Origin of the sequence: Micromonospora terminaliae (assembly GCF_009671205.1) — a bacterium.
In the GTDB taxonomy this organism is placed as follows: Bacteria; Actinomycetota; Actinomycetes; order Mycobacteriales; family Micromonosporaceae; genus Micromonospora; species Micromonospora terminaliae.
On record NZ_CP045309.1, the window covers coordinates 1944834 to 1962305 of the forward strand.

The window sequence follows — 17472 nt, forward strand, 5'->3', positions numbered from 1 at the left end:
TCAGCGGGTGCGTACGGTCCTCTTGATCAAGTGGGGGCGAAGTGAACATGGGGGCACGATGCCGAGCGTGACGACGGCAAAGAAGCCGACGATCGGCGACCTGGTCGCGGTACGCGGCCAGCGGTGGGTGGTCAGCGACGTCCAGGACGGCGAGCACAGCAGCCTGGTCAGCCTGCAGAGCGTCGAGGACGGCCGCTACGGCCACACTCTCGACGTCATCTGGGAGGTCGAACCGGGGCGGCAGGTGCTGCCCAGCGGCTCGCTGCCGAACGTCGCCGAAGGCAAATTCGACTCCCCGCAACGGCTGGCCGCCTTCCTCGACGCGGTCCGCTGGTCTGCGGTCACCTCCGCCGACGTGAAGACGCTGCAGGCGCCGTTCCGTTCCGGCGTCGCGATCGAGGACTACCAGCTCGAACCGGTCGCCCGCGCGGTCGACGCACCCCGCGTCAACCTGCTGCTCGCCGACGACGTCGGCCTCGGCAAGACCATCGAAGCCGGCCTCGTCGCCCAGGAGTTGCTGCTGCGACACCGCGCCCGACGCATCATGATCGTCTGCCCGGCAGGTCTGACGCTGAAATGGCAGGACGAGATGGCCGAGAAGTTCGGCCTCGACTTCACCATCATCGACTCGGAGCGCTGCGCGGTTGTCCGCCGCAGCCACGGCTCGGCGGCGAACCCGTTCGAGGTCTACCCGCTGAGCATCGTCAGCCTGCCCTGGCTGCGCGGCCAGAAGGCGCAGCGGTTGCTCGACGAGGTGCTGCCGGCCGACGGGCCGACGTATCCGCGCACGTTCGACCTGCTCATCCTGGACGAGGCGCACCACGTCGCCCCGGCCGCGCCGAAGCAGGTCTACGCCGTCGACTCCCAGCAGACCAAGCTGATCCGCCGGCTCGCCCCGCACTTCACCCACCGGCTGTTCCTGTCGGCCACCCCGCACAACGGCTACCAGGCTTCCTTCACCGCCCTGCTGGAGGTCCTCGACAACCAGCGGTTCGCCCGCGGCGTCAGGCCGGACCAGGCCGCGGTCAAGGAAACCGTCGTACGCCGATTGAAGCGTGACATCGAGAACCCGGACGGCAGCCCCCGCTTCGTGGAGCGGAAGGCGTCCGCGATCCCGGTCGCGTACCCGGAGGACGAGCGGCAGATCCACGCGCTGCTCACGCAGTTCGCCGAGCTGCGCCGCAAGCGGCTCAGCTCCCAGCGGGGCCGTAAGGCCATCGACCTAGTGACCCTGCTGCTGAAGAAGCGGCTCTTCTCCAGCCCGGCCGCGTTCGCCCACACCGTCCGCGTCTACCTGGAGACCCTCGCCAGCAAGAAGGGTTTGCCCAGTCTGACAGCCGGTGACGACGTGCCGGAGTGGATGGACGAGTTCATGGACGACCTCGCCACCTACGATGACGAGCAGCTCGCCGAGGCCGAGGACGACGCCCTCAACCGGGTCCGGCCCATGCAGCCCGACCCGACCTCGGACGAGACCGCCCTGCTGGAGAAGATGCTCGACTGGGCGGAGGCCAAGGAGGCCCAGCCCGACGCCAAGGCCCACGAGCTGATCAACTACCTGAAGGCGATCTGCAAGCCGGACGGCCGGCACTGGACCAACGAGCGGGTCGTCGTGTTCACCGAGTACCGCGACACCCAGACGTGGCTGGCCGACCTGCTCCGGCAGGAAGGCCTCGGCGGCGAAGGGCTCGCGCTCCTGCACGGCGGCACGCCGGCCGACGAGCGGGAGCAGGTCCGGCTCGCCTTCCAGGCAGACCCGACCGAGCGGCCCGTGCGCATCCTGCTCGCGACCGACGCCGCCAGCGAGGGCATCGACCTGCAAAACCACTGCCACCGGCTGGTCAACTACGACATCCCGTTCAACCCCAACAAGCTGGAGCAGCGGATCGGCCGGATTGACCGGTACGGGCAGAAGGTCAGCCCGGAGATCCAGCATTTCGTCGGCACGGGCTTCGGTAAGCCGGTCGACTCGTTCGAGGCGGACCTGGAGTTCCTGTCCCGGGTCGCCACGAAGGTGGCCCGGATGGAGGAGGACCTCGGCTCCGTCAACGCCGTGCTGTCCGACGCCGTGCAGCGCCGGATGCTCGGCGAGCAGGTAGGCGTGGACATCGACAAGGCCGGCAAGGGCAAGACCGGCGGCAGCCTGCCGACCGAGTCCAACCTGCGCGAGCAGGTCCGTCGGCTCCGCACCGACCTGGACAAGACCGTCGAGGAGCTCGGCATCACCCCGCAGGCGGTCAGGCGAGTCGTCGACACCGCGCTGGAACTGGCCCGTCAGCAGCGACTCGAGCGGCACACCGACGACCAGCACCTGATCGACGGCCTCTACCGGGTGCCGCCGCTGACTGGCTCCTGGCAGCGCGCCGGCGCCGGCCTCACCGCCAAGCTGCAGAACGACGACGAGCCGCCCCGCCAGCTGCCGGTCACCTTCGATGCGCAGGTGGCCAAGGAGGATCGCGACGGCATCGTCCTCGCCCACCTCAACCACCCCCTGGTCGCAATGTCGACCCGGCTGCTGCGCGCCGCCGTCTCTAACCCCGACATCGGCCTCCACCGGGTCACCGCGGTCGTCAGTGACGATCCCGCGCTGGAGGACGTGCTGGTCGGGGCGTACTCCCGGTTCGTGCTGGTCGGCGCGGACGGCGTCCGGCTGCACGAAGAGGTCCTCTACGCGGGCGGCTGGGCGCCCGAGCAGGGCCGCTTCCGCCGCCTGGAGAACCTCGGCACCCTCGGCGGCATCCTCGACCGGGCGCTCACCACCGGCACGCCGGCCTCGCAGATCGTGCGGGACCGCCTCGCCGAGCGCTGGCCCCGGATCGCCGACGGTGTGCTCGCCGCGATCGATTGGCGGACCAACACCCGTCGGGAGGCGCTGGAGCGCAAGCTGGCACAGCGGCAGGAAGCCGAGGAGCAGCGCATCAAGCACAACCTCGAGCAGTTCGCCGCCACACTGCGCGGCGCTCTCGCCACGCCCGAGGATGGCCTCGGCGGGCAGGACTCCCTGTTCACGTCCGAGCAGCTCATCGCGATGAGTAAGAGCAAGGAAGAACTCACCCAGTACCGCAAGGACCGCCAATCCTGGGAGGAACGCTTGTCGGCCCTCCAAGCCGAGCGCGACCGTGAACTCGCCGCCGTCGCGGCTCGCTACCACGACCCGAAGCCCCACCGGTTCCCGGTCGCCGTGGTCTTCGTCGTACCGAAGCGGGAGGCCACCCGATGAGCCGCACGTTCCACCGCCCCGCCCCCGACGGTGCCGAGCAGCACCGCAACTGGCTCAGCCTGGTCGACGTCAACGGCCCGTTCCTCAGCCTGCCGGTGCTGCGCCGCACCTGGCCCACCCTCGACACCTTCGACAAGAAGGCCAGGGAGCGGCTGCGCCAGGAGCACACCACCTGGCAGGCCGACGTCGTCGCGGGCCAGCAGGCCTGGATCGGGTACGTGCTGGGCGAGCTGCTCGGCTGGGGCGACACGCTGCACGAGAACGGCCTGGAAGCGCTCGCCTACACCGTCGCCGAGCACGACACCGAGCTGTGCCCGTCGTTCGTCCTCGTCGAACCGGGAGAGGAGGTCAAGCCGGACAGCGTACGGCTGCTCGGCCTGATCTGCCCGCCCGGCCAGCAGCCGACGGCGCGCATCAAGGACTCCACCTGGGCTGCGACCCCGGCCGACCGGCTCGCCCACCTGTGCCGGCACCACAACATCGAGCTCGGCCTCGCCACCGACGGCCGCTGGTGGACCCTGGTCTGGGCGCCCCGCGGCGGCGTCACCACCACCGCCACCTTCGACACCGTCACCTGGCCGGAGGCGGCCGACCGGGAGGTGGTGCGGGCGTTCGTCTCGCTGCTGTCCCGCCGCCGGTTCTTCGGCGTGCGCGACAGCGAGCGGCTGGTGCCGCTGCTTCGCGACAGCCTGGGCAGCCAGGAGGAGATCACCGAGGCCCTCGGCGTCCAGGTCCGCCGGGCCGTCGAGCTGCTTGTCGCCGCGATCGGCCGGATCGACGTACGCGAGCGGGAGCTGGGCGGACGCGGCCTCGCGGACGTAGAAGCGCACGAGGTCTACCGCGGCGCGGTCGCGGTGATGATGCGGATGGTCTTCTTGCTTTTCGCCGAGGAGCGCAAGCTGCTCCCCGCCGACAACGAGCTGTACGCGACGGCGTACTCGGCCGGGCGGCTCTGCGAAGAGCTGGAGCAGCGGGCCACCGAGGGCAGCGAAGAAGACCTGGAGCACAGCTCCGCCGCCTGGCACCGGCTGCTCGCCCTGTTCAACGCCGTCTACCACGGCATCGACCACCCCCGCCTCAAGCTACACGGCCACGACGGCTCGCTTTTCGACCCGAAGCAGTACGCGTGGATGCCGCTCACCATCGACGACCGGACCGTGCTGCACATGCTGCGCGCGGTGCAGTACGTCGAGGTCGGCACCGGCCGGTCGCGGGAACGCCGCACGGTCAGCTTCCGCACCCTCGATGTCGAGCAGATCGGGTACGTCTACGAGGGCCTGCTCTCCTTCGAGGGCTTCCGCGCCGAGGACGTGACGGTCGGGCTGATCGGCAAGGAGGGACTGGAGGAGGAGGTCGCGCTCGCCGACCTGGGGGCGCTGCGCGAGCGGCACCCCGACGTGCCAGCGCTGGCCAAGGCTCTCGCCGAGAACTACAAGGACTCGAAGATCGGGTCGGTGGCGGCGCTGACCAAGAAGCTCGCGCCGCTCGACGGGGTGGAGCGCGAGGAGGCCCGCAAGAAGCTGCTCGCGGTCACCGGCGGCGATTACCGGCTCTCCGAGCGGCTGCTGCCGCTCTTCGGTCTCCTCCGGGAGGACCTGCGCGGTCTGCCCGTGGTGATTCTGCCCGGCGCGCTCTTCGTCACGGAGTCGGCACTCCGCCGCAACACCGGCACCCACTACACGCCGCGCTTCCTTGCGGAGGAGGTCGTTGAGGGCACCCTGGAACCGCTGGTCTACGAGCCAGGTCCGCTGCAGACAGCGGACAAGTCGAAGTGGAAGCCCAAGTCCAGCAACGAGATCCTCGCCCTTAAGGTCGCCGACATCGCGATGGGCTCGGCGGCGTTCCTGGTCGCGGCGGCCCGCTACCTGGCGGGCCATCTGATCGAGGCCTGGTCGCGGGAGGGCAACGAGCGAGCGTTCGCCTTCCAGCAGCGCGGCGTCGACCGGTCAGTGGACGCCGACGACGACCCGTTGGTCATCGAGGCGCGACGCCAGATCATCGAGCACTGCCTGTACGGAGTGGACATCAATCCGATGGCCGTGGAGATGGCGAAGCTGTCGTTGTGGCTGGTCTCGATGGATCCACAGCGCCCCTTCACCTTCCTCGACGACCGGCTGGTCGCTGGCGACTCGCTGCTGGGCATCACGTCACTCGAGCAGTTGGAGTACATGCATCTCGACCCGAAGCAGGGCCGGAAACTGCACGATCAGGGGATATTCGACTGGACAACGGCCGTTCGATCTCTGGTTGGCGAGGTGGCGGATCAGCGTCGCAAGATCGGAGATGTCGCATTAGGCAAGGATCCGATGGCCGCGCTTGCTAGGAAGCGGGAATTGCTGCGCGAGGCAGAATCTAAGTCCAGGCTACTCTGCCTGCTTGCCGACCTCGCGGTCGGCGTCGCGCTCGCTAATGTCAACAAGGGTGAACGAGGAATTGGCGCCGGATCTGTAGAGGCAGCTAAGCTCGTCAACGACATGGTTGGCGGAGACGTCGACGAGGCGACCGCCTGCGAGCAAGCCAGGAAGTGGCTCGCCACGGATCATGTGGCCGGCTCATTTGACCGGCATCCGTTGCACTGGCCACTGATCTTCCCAGAGGTCTTCGACGGCGGGGGGTTCGATGCTGTCATCGGAAACCCACCGTTCTTGGGTGGTCCGAAGCTTCGCCCTTCCCTCGGTTTTGGTTACCGGGAATTCCTAAGTGTATTCGTTGCCAATAATGTGCGTGCTACGAATACCGACCTCGTAGCCTACTTTGCGCTACGAGCCCATGTCCTTCTCAATCGTAGGGGGCAGGTCGGTCTTATTGCAACCAACACGCTCGCCCAAGGCGATACTCGCGAAGTTGGCCTCGATCAAATCGTTGCGCTAGGAGCGACGCTCCGACAGGCTGTAAAAAGCAGGCCATGGCCGTCGAAGTCGGCCGTGCTGGAGTATTGCGCAGTCTGGACTAGTCGTGCATTGCCGTCGGAGGGGATCGTTCGAACAATTGACGGCGAGGTCGTGGAAGGTATTACCTCCTCGCTGGATCGGCAATCACGTGCAAAGGGGAGGCCAAATAGGCTGGCGTCTAGTTCTGGCATCGCGTACCTCGGCGCCGATGTTGGCGGTCCCGGGTTCGTAGTGACGCCCGACGCGGCTCTCTTAATGATTCAAAGTGAGGCGAGGAATGCAGAAGTGCTGTTCCCGTATATGGTGGGGCAGGATCTCAACTCTCGAGTGGATTTTTCCCCTAGCCGATGGGTGATCAACTTCCATGATTGGCCAGAGGATCGAGCAAAGAGTTACAGGCAGCCATATGAACACGCGCTTCGCTTGGTCAAGCCTGATCGCCAGAGGAAGAGCGAGGCCGTACGTCGTGCCCCTTGGTGGCAGTTCTGGCGGCGCCGTCCTGCGTTGATAAACGCCATTTCAGGTCTGGATCACGTTATTGCGCTTACGCTCGTAAGTAAAATTGTCATGCCTGTCATGGTTCCTACCGGTCAAGTCTTTGCGCACAGGCTGGCGATTTTCGCGTCCGATGATTATGCAATTCTTGCTCTTCTGTCGAGTGGGTTGCATTATCATTGGGCGGCTAGCTGGAGTTCTACAATGAAGGCCGATTTGACCTATGCGCCTTCGGATGCTTTCGAGACACTGCCATTGCCGCGGCTTACCCAGGATCTTCGTGATTTGGGTCAGCAACTGAGCCGGTGCCGGCGAGACGTCATGATGAGCCGGCAGGCGGGGCTGACCGCGACCTATAACCTAGTGTTCGATCCGGGCTGCAATGACGCCGACATCATGGGGCTGCGACGGCTTCACCGCGAGATCGATGAGGCCGTGTGCCGCGTATACGGCTGGGACGATTTGGTGAATCAGGGACTCGACCATGGTTTCCACAAGGCCGGTGCCTACACGCGCTATACGGTCGGGCCGGCCATTCAACGCGAGATTCTCGACCGGCTGCTAGAGCTGAACCACCAGCGCTACGCCGAGGAGGAGGCCAAGGGCCTGCACGACAAGAAGTCCGGCCGCAAGGCGAAGACCACCGCGGAAGGGCTGTGGTGATGGTCGACGTACAGGGCGGGCTCTTCCCGCACCCCCGTGGCGAGCAGCAGGCACTGTCCCTGTCCGGCAGGGATGACAGCGAACAGAATGCCCTGATCCCGCCGCTCGACGTACCGCAGACGTTCCCCGAGGCCACGTCCTACCAGGTCCGCGACGAGCTGGAGGAGCTGATCGGGCGGGACCTGCTCGGCCCGTGGGACGGCGACCGCGAGGAGTTCCGTCCCGGCGCTATGGGTCCGCGCGAGCGCTACCTCGTCGGCATGCTCGGCCCGAAGCAGCGTCCGCGTACCGAGCGCCGCGACTCGTCCGAGGTGCCCGACGTGGACGCCGCCGTCCAGGGCGACGGCAGCGAGGCCGAACTGCCCGAGGTGGTCACACCGCAGAACCTCGGCAAGATGTGGGCCTCCTCGATGGGGCTGTCCTTCGCCGTCGCCGGCGACACCGACGTGGTGTCGGTGACCGCAGAGTGGGGCCGCTACGACCTGCGCGAGTCGGAGGACGAGAAGGGCAAGAAGCGCCGAGTCTGGTACCGGGAGCCGGTCTCCTACGCCAAGGAGGTCCGGCTCGACGGCGAGACCTCGCACCGGATCCCGCTCAGCGTCCCCAGTCAGGATGACCCGGGGGTGCACCTCTCCGTCGAGGTCCGGCCGCGCGACGGGCAGCGGGTCGTGCAGCTCGCGCTGATCAACACGCAGCTCGAGCCGGAGAGCAACGCCGACACCGCCTGGCTCTTCCAGTCCGCGCTGACGGTTACTGCACTGGACGGCCATGCGGCCGTCTTCCTCCCCATCGACGATCCGCTCGATGGAGTCAAGGGCGTCGACGACGACCTGGAAGAGGCGCACCTGCGGTTGCTCTATCGGTCGCAGCGCCGCTACGCCTCCGGGCGCAACATCGCCGTGCACCCCTGGGTGCGTGATGGCGAGCGCTGCGCCCACAAGCTCTTTACCACCTGGCTGCCCACCTACAACGTCCCCGCGACGGTCGCCCCGGTCGGTAAGGGCACGCCCTTGGCCGGTGTCGAGCTGTCCATGGACGCCCTGGCCACCGCCGACATCGACCGGCTCCGCACCGGGCTGGCGCCGCTCGCCGACGGGTACGAAGCCTGGCTCGACGACGAGTCCGCGAAGATTCCCGGCCTGCCTGAGGCGCTCCGCGAGGCCGCCCAAACCGCGGTCATGAACGCCGAGAAGGCGGCGAAGCGGATCCGCGCCGGGATCGCGCTGCTCACCGACCCGGAGAAAGAGAAGCACGCCGACGCGCTCGCCGCGTTCCGGTTCGCCAACGAGGCCATGGCGCTGCAGCGCCGCCACAGCGAGGTCGCCCGGCTCCGGGAGGAGCAGGGCCTGACGTACGCGGGGGCCAAGGCCGCCATCGACGCGCGCGGTGCCGCGGCTGCCTCCTGGCGGCCCTTCCAGCTCGCGTTCGTGCTGCTCAACCTGCCGTCGCTGACCGACCCGGCGCACCCCGAGCGGGCCGCCAGCCGGGATGCCACCGTCGACCTGCTCTTCTTCCCGACCGGTGGTGGCAAGACCGAGGCCTACCTGGGCCTGACCGCGTTCACGTTCGCCATCCGCCGGCTTCAGGGCGTGGTCGGCTCCGGGGCGGACGCCCGTAGCGGCGAGGCCGGTGTGGCCGTCCTCATGCGGTACACGCTGCGGCTGCTCACTGCCCAACAGTTCCAGCGGGCCGCCGCGCTGATCTGCGCGGCTGAGGTGCTGCGCCAGCGCGCCGAGGGCACCTGGGGGAAGGAGCCGTTCCGCATCGGCCTCTGGGTCGGCGGTGGCGTCTCGCCGAACTGGTTCGATGAGGCGGCCGAGCAGATCGCGGAGGCGCGCGAGGCCGGTCATGGCAAGTTCACCAACGTCCTGCAGACGCTGAGCTGCCCGTGGTGCGGGTCGAAGCTGCGCGCCGAGCGGGACCTGGAGCCGAAGGAGGACCTGCGCCGCGTCCTCCTGTTCTGCGCCGAGGCCGAGGGCGTCGACGCCTGCCCGTTCTCCCGCACCCGCAGCAGCGAGGGCCTGCCGATCCTCACCGTCGATGAGGAGATCTACCGGTACGCCCCCAGCCTGGTCATCGCCACCGTCGACAAGCTCGCCCAGCTCCCGTGGCGCGGCTTCGCCGGCCTGCTCTTCGGGCGGGTGCGCGAGCGCTGCCCACGGCATGGCTACCGGCACGACGACCTCGACGGGCGCACCAACTGCGGCAACCGGCACAACAAGAAGGGCGGCCTGGAGGCGGTCACCAGCCAGCCGGTGATCCGGCTGCGCCCGCCGGACCTGATCATCCAGGACGAGCTGCACCTCATCTCCGGCGCGCTCGGCACCGTGGTCGGGCTCTTCGAGGCGGCTGTCGACCAGCTCTGCACCTGGCCGCTGCCGGGCGGCGGCGCGGCCGGGCCGAAGATCGTCGCCTCCACGGCCACCACCAAGCGGGCCCGCGAGCAGGTGCTCGGTGTCTTCGGTCGGGACCTGGCGGTGTTCCCGCCGCCGGTCATCGACATCACCGACACGTTCTTCAGCCAGCAGGTGCCGGTCACCGTCGCGAACCCGGGCCGCCGCTATCTCGGCGTCTGCGCCCACGGGGTACGGATGAAGTCCGCCGAGATCCGGGTCGCGGAGATCCTGCTGCTCGCCGGACAGACCCTGTTCGACAGATACGGGAAGCCCGCCGACCCGTACATGACGACCGTCGGCTACTTCAGCGCCACCCGTGAGCTGGCCGGCATGCGCCGCCTGCTCGATGACGACGTGACCACGCGTGTTCGCACGCATGGCCGGCGTAAGGATCTCTCCGATCGGCTCGTCGGGCCGAGCATGCTGAACGTGCAGGAGCTGACGTCCCGGATCTCGTCCGGCGACATCAGCGACGTGCTCAAGCGGCTGGAGATCGGCTTCGACCCGGAGATCGACACGACCGCCCGGCGGAAGGCGATCTTCGAGGACATGCGGGAGGCCATGAAGGCCAAGACCGCATCCAACCCGCGGCTCAACCTGCATCCGGTGACCGACCGCTACTACGGTCGGCAGAGCGAGGGCCAACTCCCGGTTGACGCGGTGCTGGCCACGTCGATGCTCCAGGTCGGTGTGGACGTGTCGCGGTTCGGTCTCATGGTGGTCACCGGGCAGCCGAAGAACACCGCCGAGTACATCCAGGCGTCCTCCCGCGTCGGCCGGGACGCCCGCCGGCCCGGGCTTGTGGTCACCCTCTACAACTGGACCCGGCCCCGGGACCTCGCCCACTACGAGGACTTCGAGTACTACCACGCCACCTTCTACCGGCAGGTGGAGGCGCTGTCCGTCACCCCGTACACCCGGCGGGCGCTGGACCGGCAGACCACCGCGACCCTGGTCGCGGTCGTGCGCAACGCGGAGGAGGCATTCTCCCGCAACACCGACGCGCAGGACGTGCCGCTCGACGGGCCCGAGGTGCAGCGGATCGTCGACCGGTTCCTCCAGCGGGCCGAGGACATCGCCGGCAACCGCGGTCGGGACTACCTCTCGGAGCGCATCAACCGGCTGCGGGATATGTGGAACGACCGGAAGACCGGCTCGACGCGGCTCGGCTATGCCGACGGGACCTTCAAGCAGCAGAAGCTCGCCGGCCTGCTCACCGTTGCCGGCGGCGATCGGTGGACCGATCTGACGGTCGGGCAGTCCATGCGGGAGACCGAGAACGAGATCAACCTGGTGCTGCCGGCTGGCGACAAGATCTTCGACCCGCAGTACGGGGCACCGGAGTGGTCATTCGGGCCGCCGCCGAGTGACGACGTGCGGGATGAGGACCTGCCGGACGGGGACGAGCTGGGCGAGTCAACCCTCGCGGGGAAGGGGAACTGATGGCGGGCAAGCACTTCCGGCGGGTCGGCTCGGTCCGCCCCAGCCACCTGATGTTCACCACCGGTGTGGGCGCGATTGTCGACCTGCCGAACTTCTCCGTGCTCGTGCGCGGCCTCGACGACTGGAACCACAACGCGGTGCCCGACTGGGAGCCGATTGCCGAGCCCCGGCTGCTCGCCGCTGTGCGAAAGCTGCTCAAGGAGAAGTCCATCAAGGAGCTGCGGCCGGCGCCCTGGATCGACGGCGCCGACCAGCAGCCCAACGGCCCTGCCGCCAGGGTCGGAGTGCCGATCACGCCGTTCCCCGGCTGGTTGCGCTGCACGGCTTGCGACGAACTGGCGCCGATCGACGGCGGGGTCTTCGGGTTCGAGAACGACAAGGCCCGCAAGCCGCACGAGGCGCGGTTCTTCCACACCGTGTGCGGGCGGAAGAAGTCCGGCCGGCGGCCCATGGCGGTGGCGGCTCGGTTCGTGCTGGCCTGCACCGCCGGCCACCTCGACGACTTCCCGTACGCGCAGTACGTGCACCAGGGGGGCGGCTGCCCCAACGCCAGCCACCCTAAGCTGCGAATGGATGACCGGGGTGGCAACCTCGGCGCCAACGTCGAGATCCGGTGCGTGCCGTGCGGCGCCCGCCGCAACATGAAGGAGGTGCTCGGCCAGCGCGGTGCGGAGAAGCTGCCCCGCTGTCGCAGCCGCCGGGCGCACCTGGGCGACTTCGAGCCGGGGGAGTGCACCGGCAAGCTGAAGCTGCTGGTGGTCGGCGCGTCCAACCAGTGGTTCGCGCAGACGCTCTCCGCTCTCGCCGTGCCGCGTACCGGCGCCAGCGAGCTGCAGACCAAGGTGGAGCAGCACTGGTCGACCTTCGAGAAGATGGAGAGCGTCGCGTTTCTGCCCTTCGCCCGCTCCGCCGTGCCGGCGCTCAGGGAGTTCGAGCGGTGGACCGACGCGCAGATCTGGGCGGCCATCGAGCGGCACCGCAGCGCCCCGAAGGGCGACGAGGACGAGAAGGGCTACCCGGACCTGCACACGCCGGAGTGGGAGATCTTCTCCGCCGGGGAGTTGCCGCCGACCACCCCTGACTTCACGCTGCGCCGGGACCCGAACGGTGTGCCGGGCGAGCTGAAGGAGATCTACGCCGACGTCATCCAGGCGGAACGGCTACGCGAGGTCCGTGCGCTGGTCGGCTTCACCCGCCTGGACGCTCCTGATCCCATGGACCCGGAACTCGTTTGGCGGGCGCCCCTGTCCAAGGCCACGCCGACCTGGGTGCCGGCCAGCGAGGTACGGGGCGAAGGCATCTTCCTCCGCCTTCCCGAGGACCTGCTCGCCGACTGGGAGCAGCGGGTCACCGACACCGAAGCCATGGAGACGCACCGGGAGGCGTACGGGCGGTTCCGGGAGAGCCGCTACTCCGGGCGCATCAAGGGTGGCTTCGACCGGATGAAGCACTGGCCGGGGGAGCGGTACTTCGCCCTGCACACCCTGTCGCACCTGCTGATCCGCACCATCGCGCTCGAATGCGGCTACAGCTCGGCCAGCCTGTCCGAACGCATCTACACTGGGACCCCGGACGACCCGCAGCGGGCCGGCATCCTCATCTACACCGCCGTGCCGGACGCGGAGGGGACGCTCGGCGGCCTGGTGTCGCTCGCGGAGCACGACGACCTGGTCCGCCTCACGCGCCGGGCGCTGAACGACGCCATGCACTGCTCGTCGGACCCGCTCTGCGCCGAGCGGCTCCCGCACTATCCGGAGGATTTCCTGCACGGCGCCGCCTGCCATGTCTGCCTGTTCGTCTCGGAGACGACCTGCGAGCGCGGCAACCGGTTCCTGGACCGGCGACTCGTCGTACCGATCGACGAACCGGACCTGGCACTCTTTCCCGAGCTGCCATGAGCGAGCGTCAGCGAGTGAATCGTCGGCACTGCGCGGTGGTGCCTCATGACGGCACGGAGCGAAGCGGAGTGCCGGCATGAGCTGGCACCCGGCGTTCGAGGCGGCGGCCGAGGCCGCAGTGAACCGGCTGGGTCCGGGGCACCTGCACGTGCTGGCCGACCGGCTCGGCGACGGCTGGCCGGAGCAGGCGCTGCGGCACGCCGTCCCGGTACCCGGCTTCGCCGAGGCGGCCGGGGCGGTGCTCGCCGCGCAGCGGACGTCGGGGGTGCCGGGAGTGGAGGCGGCGGCCTACCTGCGCGGGCTGGCCGCCGGCCACGCCCAGCGGTCGGCGGCGGTGCGGATCGAATCGGTGTGGAGCGGGCCGAGCACCCACCCGGTGCCGGTCCGCGCCACCGCCCAGGTGCTGGTCGACCTGGTCGCGCAGGCCCGCAGCGAGCTGCTGTTGATGACGTACTCGGCGACCCGGTACCCGCCTTTGCAAACGGCACTGACGGCGGCCGTCGACCGCGGCGTGGCGGTCACCGTCGTTGTCGAGACGCTGGAGGGCGCCGCCGGGGCGCTCCACGGCGCCGAACCGGCTGCCGCCTTCGCCGACCTGGCCGGTGTGCAGTTGTGGCACTGGCCGGCAGGGCAGCGGATCGAGGACCGGGCCAGGATGCACGCCAAGATCGCCGTCGCCGACCGGCGGGTGCTGCTGGTCTCGAGCGCCAATCTGACCCAGTCCGGCGTGCACCGTAACATCGAGGCCGGCCTGCTGGTCCGCGGCGGGACGGCGCCGCAACGCGCGGCCGAACATATCGCCGAACTGCAGAGCCGCGGAGTGTTGACCCGGCTCGCCACGACGAGTCCGGGGAGGTGACCGGTGCCCGATCGGGACGGCGCGACCGTTGCCAGCAGTGACATCGCCCGGTTGGCGGGTGTCGGTCGCGCGGCGGTCAGTAACTGGCGGCGCCGCTTCGCGGACTTCCCCGAACCCGTCGCGGGCAGCTCGGCGAGCCCCCTGTACGCGTTGCCGGACGTGGAGGACTGGCTCACCCGGCACGGCAAGCCGTACGACGTCACGCCGGCGGACCGGCTGTGGCAGTCGCTGCGCGGCGCCGCCGCCGATCGCGAGTTGGGTGACCGGCTGGGGAACCTCGGCGCGTTCATGGTCGCCCTGAAGCGAGAGCCCGACCGGTGGAAGACCCTCGCGGACCAGCCCGACTCCGTCCTCATCGCGAACCTCGTCGACCTGATCCGTACCGCCGTCCCGGAGTTCGACGCCCTGCTCACGGACGTGCCGGACCAGGACAGTGCCACCATCGTCCGGCTCGCGGCCGAGGCCGTCGAGCGGGACAGCGGTGCCACCGTCTTCGACTTCCTCTGCGAGCGGTACCTGGAGGTCCACTCCCGCCGACACACCGTCACACCCACATGGGTGGCGAACCTCATGATCGCATTGACCGGCGCGGCGGGCGGGCGGCTGCTCGACCCGGCGTGCGGCATCGGCACCCTTCTGCTGGCCGGGCGGGCCGCAGGCGCTACCGAACTGTCCGGGCAGGAAATCAGCATCTCCGCCACCCGAGTTGCCGTCGCCCGGCTGCTCCTGCAAGGCGACCGCTCCAGACTGGTCGTAGGTGACTCCCTAAAAGGCGACGCCTTCGCCGGCGAAGTGTTCGACGCCGTGGTCTGCAACCCGCCGTTCGCGGAGCGCTCCTGGGGCCACGACGAACTCACCAACGACCCCCGCTGGACGTACGGGATGCCGCCGCGAGGCGAGTCGGAGCTGGCCTGGCTGCAGCACTGCCTGGCCCACGTCAGGCCCGGCGGGCATGTGGCGATTCTGATGCCGGCGGCCGCGGCGAGCCGCCGCGCGGGCCGCCGAATCCGGGCAAATCTGCTCCGGGCCGGCGCGCTCCGCGCGGTCATCAGCCTGCCCGGATGGGGGACCACGTCGCCGGGCGGCCCGGATGTGTGGGTGCTACGCCGTCCCGACAGCACCGACCACACGCATGTGCTGCTGCTCGACGCCACCACCGACCGCGACATGGTCGAGGACAGCTGGCGGTCCTTCGTGGCCGACCCGCAGACCGATCCGCAAGGCCCGAGCCGCTCGGTCCGCATCATCGACCTACTCGACGAGGATGTTGATCTCACCCCGGCTCGGCACATCGCGGCCAACTCCGCCAGCTCCGGGGCACGGACATTCCGGCCCACCCGAACCCGGCTGTTCCAGGCAGCCCGAACACTGGCTGACACCCTGCCCGATCTGGTCACCCCGGACACGTCCGACCCGTTGCCCACCACCACCATCGGCGAACTGGCAAAGGCCGGCGCGGTGTCCATCCGTCAGGCACCGATGGGAATGCTCACCGACCGGGGAGACCTGCCCGTCCTCACGGCCAAGGATGTCCGGCTCGGCCGTCCGCCCTCGGGTGCCGCCAGCGTCGGCCCGGGCTCGATCACCCTGCGGCGCGGCGACGTGGTCGCTCTGCCGCCCGGGCGGCACTCGGCGGTCCGCGTGGTCACCGAGGACGGAATGCTGCTCGGACCACAGCTACTGCTCTTCCGGGTCGATCTCGAGCGGATCGACCCCCAGTTTCTCGCCGGGTTCCTCCGCATCGCGCAGACCGCACCCCGCAGCGGGTCCAGCTCCGGGCGTGCCGATCTGCACCGGACACCCCTGCTCCGGCTGCCCCTAGACGCGCAACGCGAGTATGGCGCGGCGTTCCAGCTGTTGTCCGACTTCCAACAGTCGGTGCGGGAGACGGCGGAACTCGCGGAGTCACTTGTGGCACTAGGAATCGCGGGTCTCGCTGACGGCGGCCTACGCCCGGGCGGAGTAGGGAGTGAATAGCATGCCCAGCGCCATGGGGTCAGCGGGAGGGACTGTGTCGGGGCGGACGCTGAGCAGCGGGCGATACGAACTGGAGAAGTTTCCCCTCGCCCGGGGAGGCATGGGCGAGGTCTGGCTCGGGCGGGACACGAAGCTCGACCGGGAGATCGCCGTCAAGTTCATCCGGTTCCCCGACGGCACCCGGGACGACGAGCACATCCGCCGCTTCGTCCGAGAGTCACGCATTACCGCGCGGCTGGAACATCCCGGCGTGCCCGCTGTCTACGACGTCGGGGTCGACGACGATGGTCGCCCCTTCCTGGTGATGCAGCGCATCCGCGGGATCAGCATCGCCGACCTCGTCGCCGAGCAGGGCGCCTTGCCCATCGGCTGGGCGGCAGCGATCGCGGCCCAGGTCTGCGCCGTGCTTGCCGCCGCTCACCGCGCGTCGCTCGTGCACCGGGATCTCAAGCCCAGCAACCTCATGCTCGAACCGGACGGGCGGGTCAAGGTCCTCGACTTCGGGCTCGCCGTGGCGCCAACTCTCGCCGACTTCTCCAAGATCACCCATACGGGGCAGCCCCTGGGCACCCCCGCCTACATGGCTCCGGAACAGGTCGAGGCGAACCTGAGCAGCCCCGCGACCGACCTCTACGCGCTCGGTTGCACGCTGCACGAGATGCTCTCCGGCGGGCACCTCTTCACCGGCTCGACGTCCTACTCGGTGATGAGCAAGCAGGTGAAGGAACAGCCACCGGCCCTGCGGTCGCTCCGCGCCGAGGTGCCACCGGGCCTGGAACGGCTGGTGCTCGACCTGCTGGAGAAGAAGCCCCAGTCCCGACCCGCCAGCGCAGAGATCGTCTACGACCGGCTGCTCCCCTTCGTCACCGACCTCGGCCCGCTACCCGGCGCGCTGGGCTCGCCGTCGGCCGCGAGCCCGGTCCGGATGTACGCCCGCGTCCTCAGCCGGGTCTTCGCCGAGATGACCGGCGCCCCATCCCGGCCGGTTCCCAAGCAGCCAGACGCGTCGGCACCTCCCGTAGAGATTGACTCGCGTCCGGACCGGCTCAACCGGAGTGACCTGGGCCGGGCCCGCAGCGACGCCCACGAACTGGTCCGGCAGGCCCGTTACAGCCAGGCCGCGGAGGTGCTGGCCGAGGTGGCCGGGCCGGCCAGCCGTACGTTCGGCGGCACCGACCGGGACGTGGTGAGCCTCCGCTTCGAGCTGGCCAATGTGTTGTTCGAAGGCGGGGACTACCATCGCGCGGCGCCCGCGTACCGGGACCTCGCTGTTGACCTCGCCACCGCCGAGGATACGCAGACGGACCTGCTACTGCGCTGCCGTCTGCAGGAGGCGACCTGTCACGCGTTGACCGGCCAGACGAGCCAGGCGCTGCGGCAGCTCAACGACCTGCTCCAGGATGAGCGCCAGGCCTACGGCGACGAGGACCCGCGAACCCTCGAACTGCGCCGCCAGATCGGCCTGCTCCAGCTCGGCGCCGGGCAGCGCCAAGCGGCCGAGCAGACCCTGTCGATGCTGCTCGCCGACCTCAAGGGCTTGGGCAACGCCGCGAACCCGAGCACCAGCGAGATCGCCGACCTGCTCACCTCTCTGCGCCGGTCGCGATAACCCGCACGTGCCCCACCACCT

Annotated in this window: 7 protein-coding genes; all 7 read left to right on the forward strand. The window is 69.2% G+C overall.

What is annotated here, in order from left to right:
- Positions 1-67: 67 nt before the first annotated feature.
- Positions 68-3220 carry a DISARM system SNF2-like helicase DrmD gene (gene drmD, locus GCE86_RS08620; RefSeq protein WP_204342181.1) on the forward strand — a complete coding sequence of 1051 codons (3153 nt, stop codon included), beginning with the start codon at positions 68-70 and terminating at the stop codon, positions 3218-3220.
- Positions 3217-7269 carry an Eco57I restriction-modification methylase domain-containing protein gene (locus tag GCE86_RS08625; RefSeq protein WP_154226452.1) on the forward strand — a complete coding sequence of 1351 codons (4053 nt, stop codon included), beginning with the start codon at positions 3217-3219 and terminating at the stop codon, positions 7267-7269. Before drmD ends, GCE86_RS08625 begins: the two co-directional genes overlap by 4 nt.
- On the forward strand, positions 7269-11108 hold the full coding sequence (drmA, locus tag GCE86_RS08630; protein WP_154226453.1) for a DISARM system helicase DrmA: 3840 nt from the start codon (positions 7269-7271) through the stop codon (positions 11106-11108). The genes GCE86_RS08625 and drmA overlap by 1 nt, the downstream gene beginning before the upstream one ends.
- A complete protein-coding gene (drmB, locus tag GCE86_RS08635; protein ID WP_154226454.1) occupies positions 11108-13006 on the forward strand; it encodes a DUF1998 domain-containing protein in 1899 nt (632 codons plus the stop codon). Before drmA ends, drmB begins: the two co-directional genes overlap by 1 nt.
- Before the next feature lie 76 nt (positions 13007-13082).
- Entirely contained in the window at positions 13083-13865 is a 783-nt protein-coding gene (gene drmC / locus GCE86_RS08640) for a DISARM system phospholipase D-like protein DrmC (protein ID WP_154226455.1), read from the forward strand.
- A gap of 255 nt (positions 13866-14120) precedes the next feature.
- Positions 14121-15842, forward strand: a complete 1722-nt coding sequence (locus GCE86_RS08645) for an N-6 DNA methylase (RefSeq protein ID WP_204342180.1) — start codon at positions 14121-14123, stop codon at positions 15840-15842.
- A 34-nt stretch (positions 15843-15876) separates the two neighbouring features.
- Complete coding sequence (locus GCE86_RS31970; protein ID WP_244317233.1) at positions 15877-17451, forward strand: serine/threonine-protein kinase; 1575 nt, start codon at positions 15877-15879, stop codon at positions 17449-17451.
- Positions 17452-17472 lie beyond the last annotated feature (21 nt).

What these genes read in the sequence shown, in the direction of transcription:
- drmA (WP_154226453.1), top strand. Translation starts at nt 7,269, where the DNA reads ATGGTCGACGTACAGGGCGGGCTCTTCCCGCACCCCCGTGGCGAGCAG.
- drmC (WP_154226455.1), top strand. Translation starts at nt 13,083, where the DNA reads ATGAGCTGGCACCCGGCGTTCGAGGCGGCGGCCGAGGCCGCAGTGAAC.
- drmB (WP_154226454.1), top strand. Translation starts at nt 11,108, where the DNA reads ATGGCGGGCAAGCACTTCCGGCGGGTCGGCTCGGTCCGCCCCAGCCAC.
- GCE86_RS08625 (WP_154226452.1), top strand. Translation starts at nt 3,217, where the DNA reads ATGAGCCGCACGTTCCACCGCCCCGCCCCCGACGGTGCCGAGCAGCAC.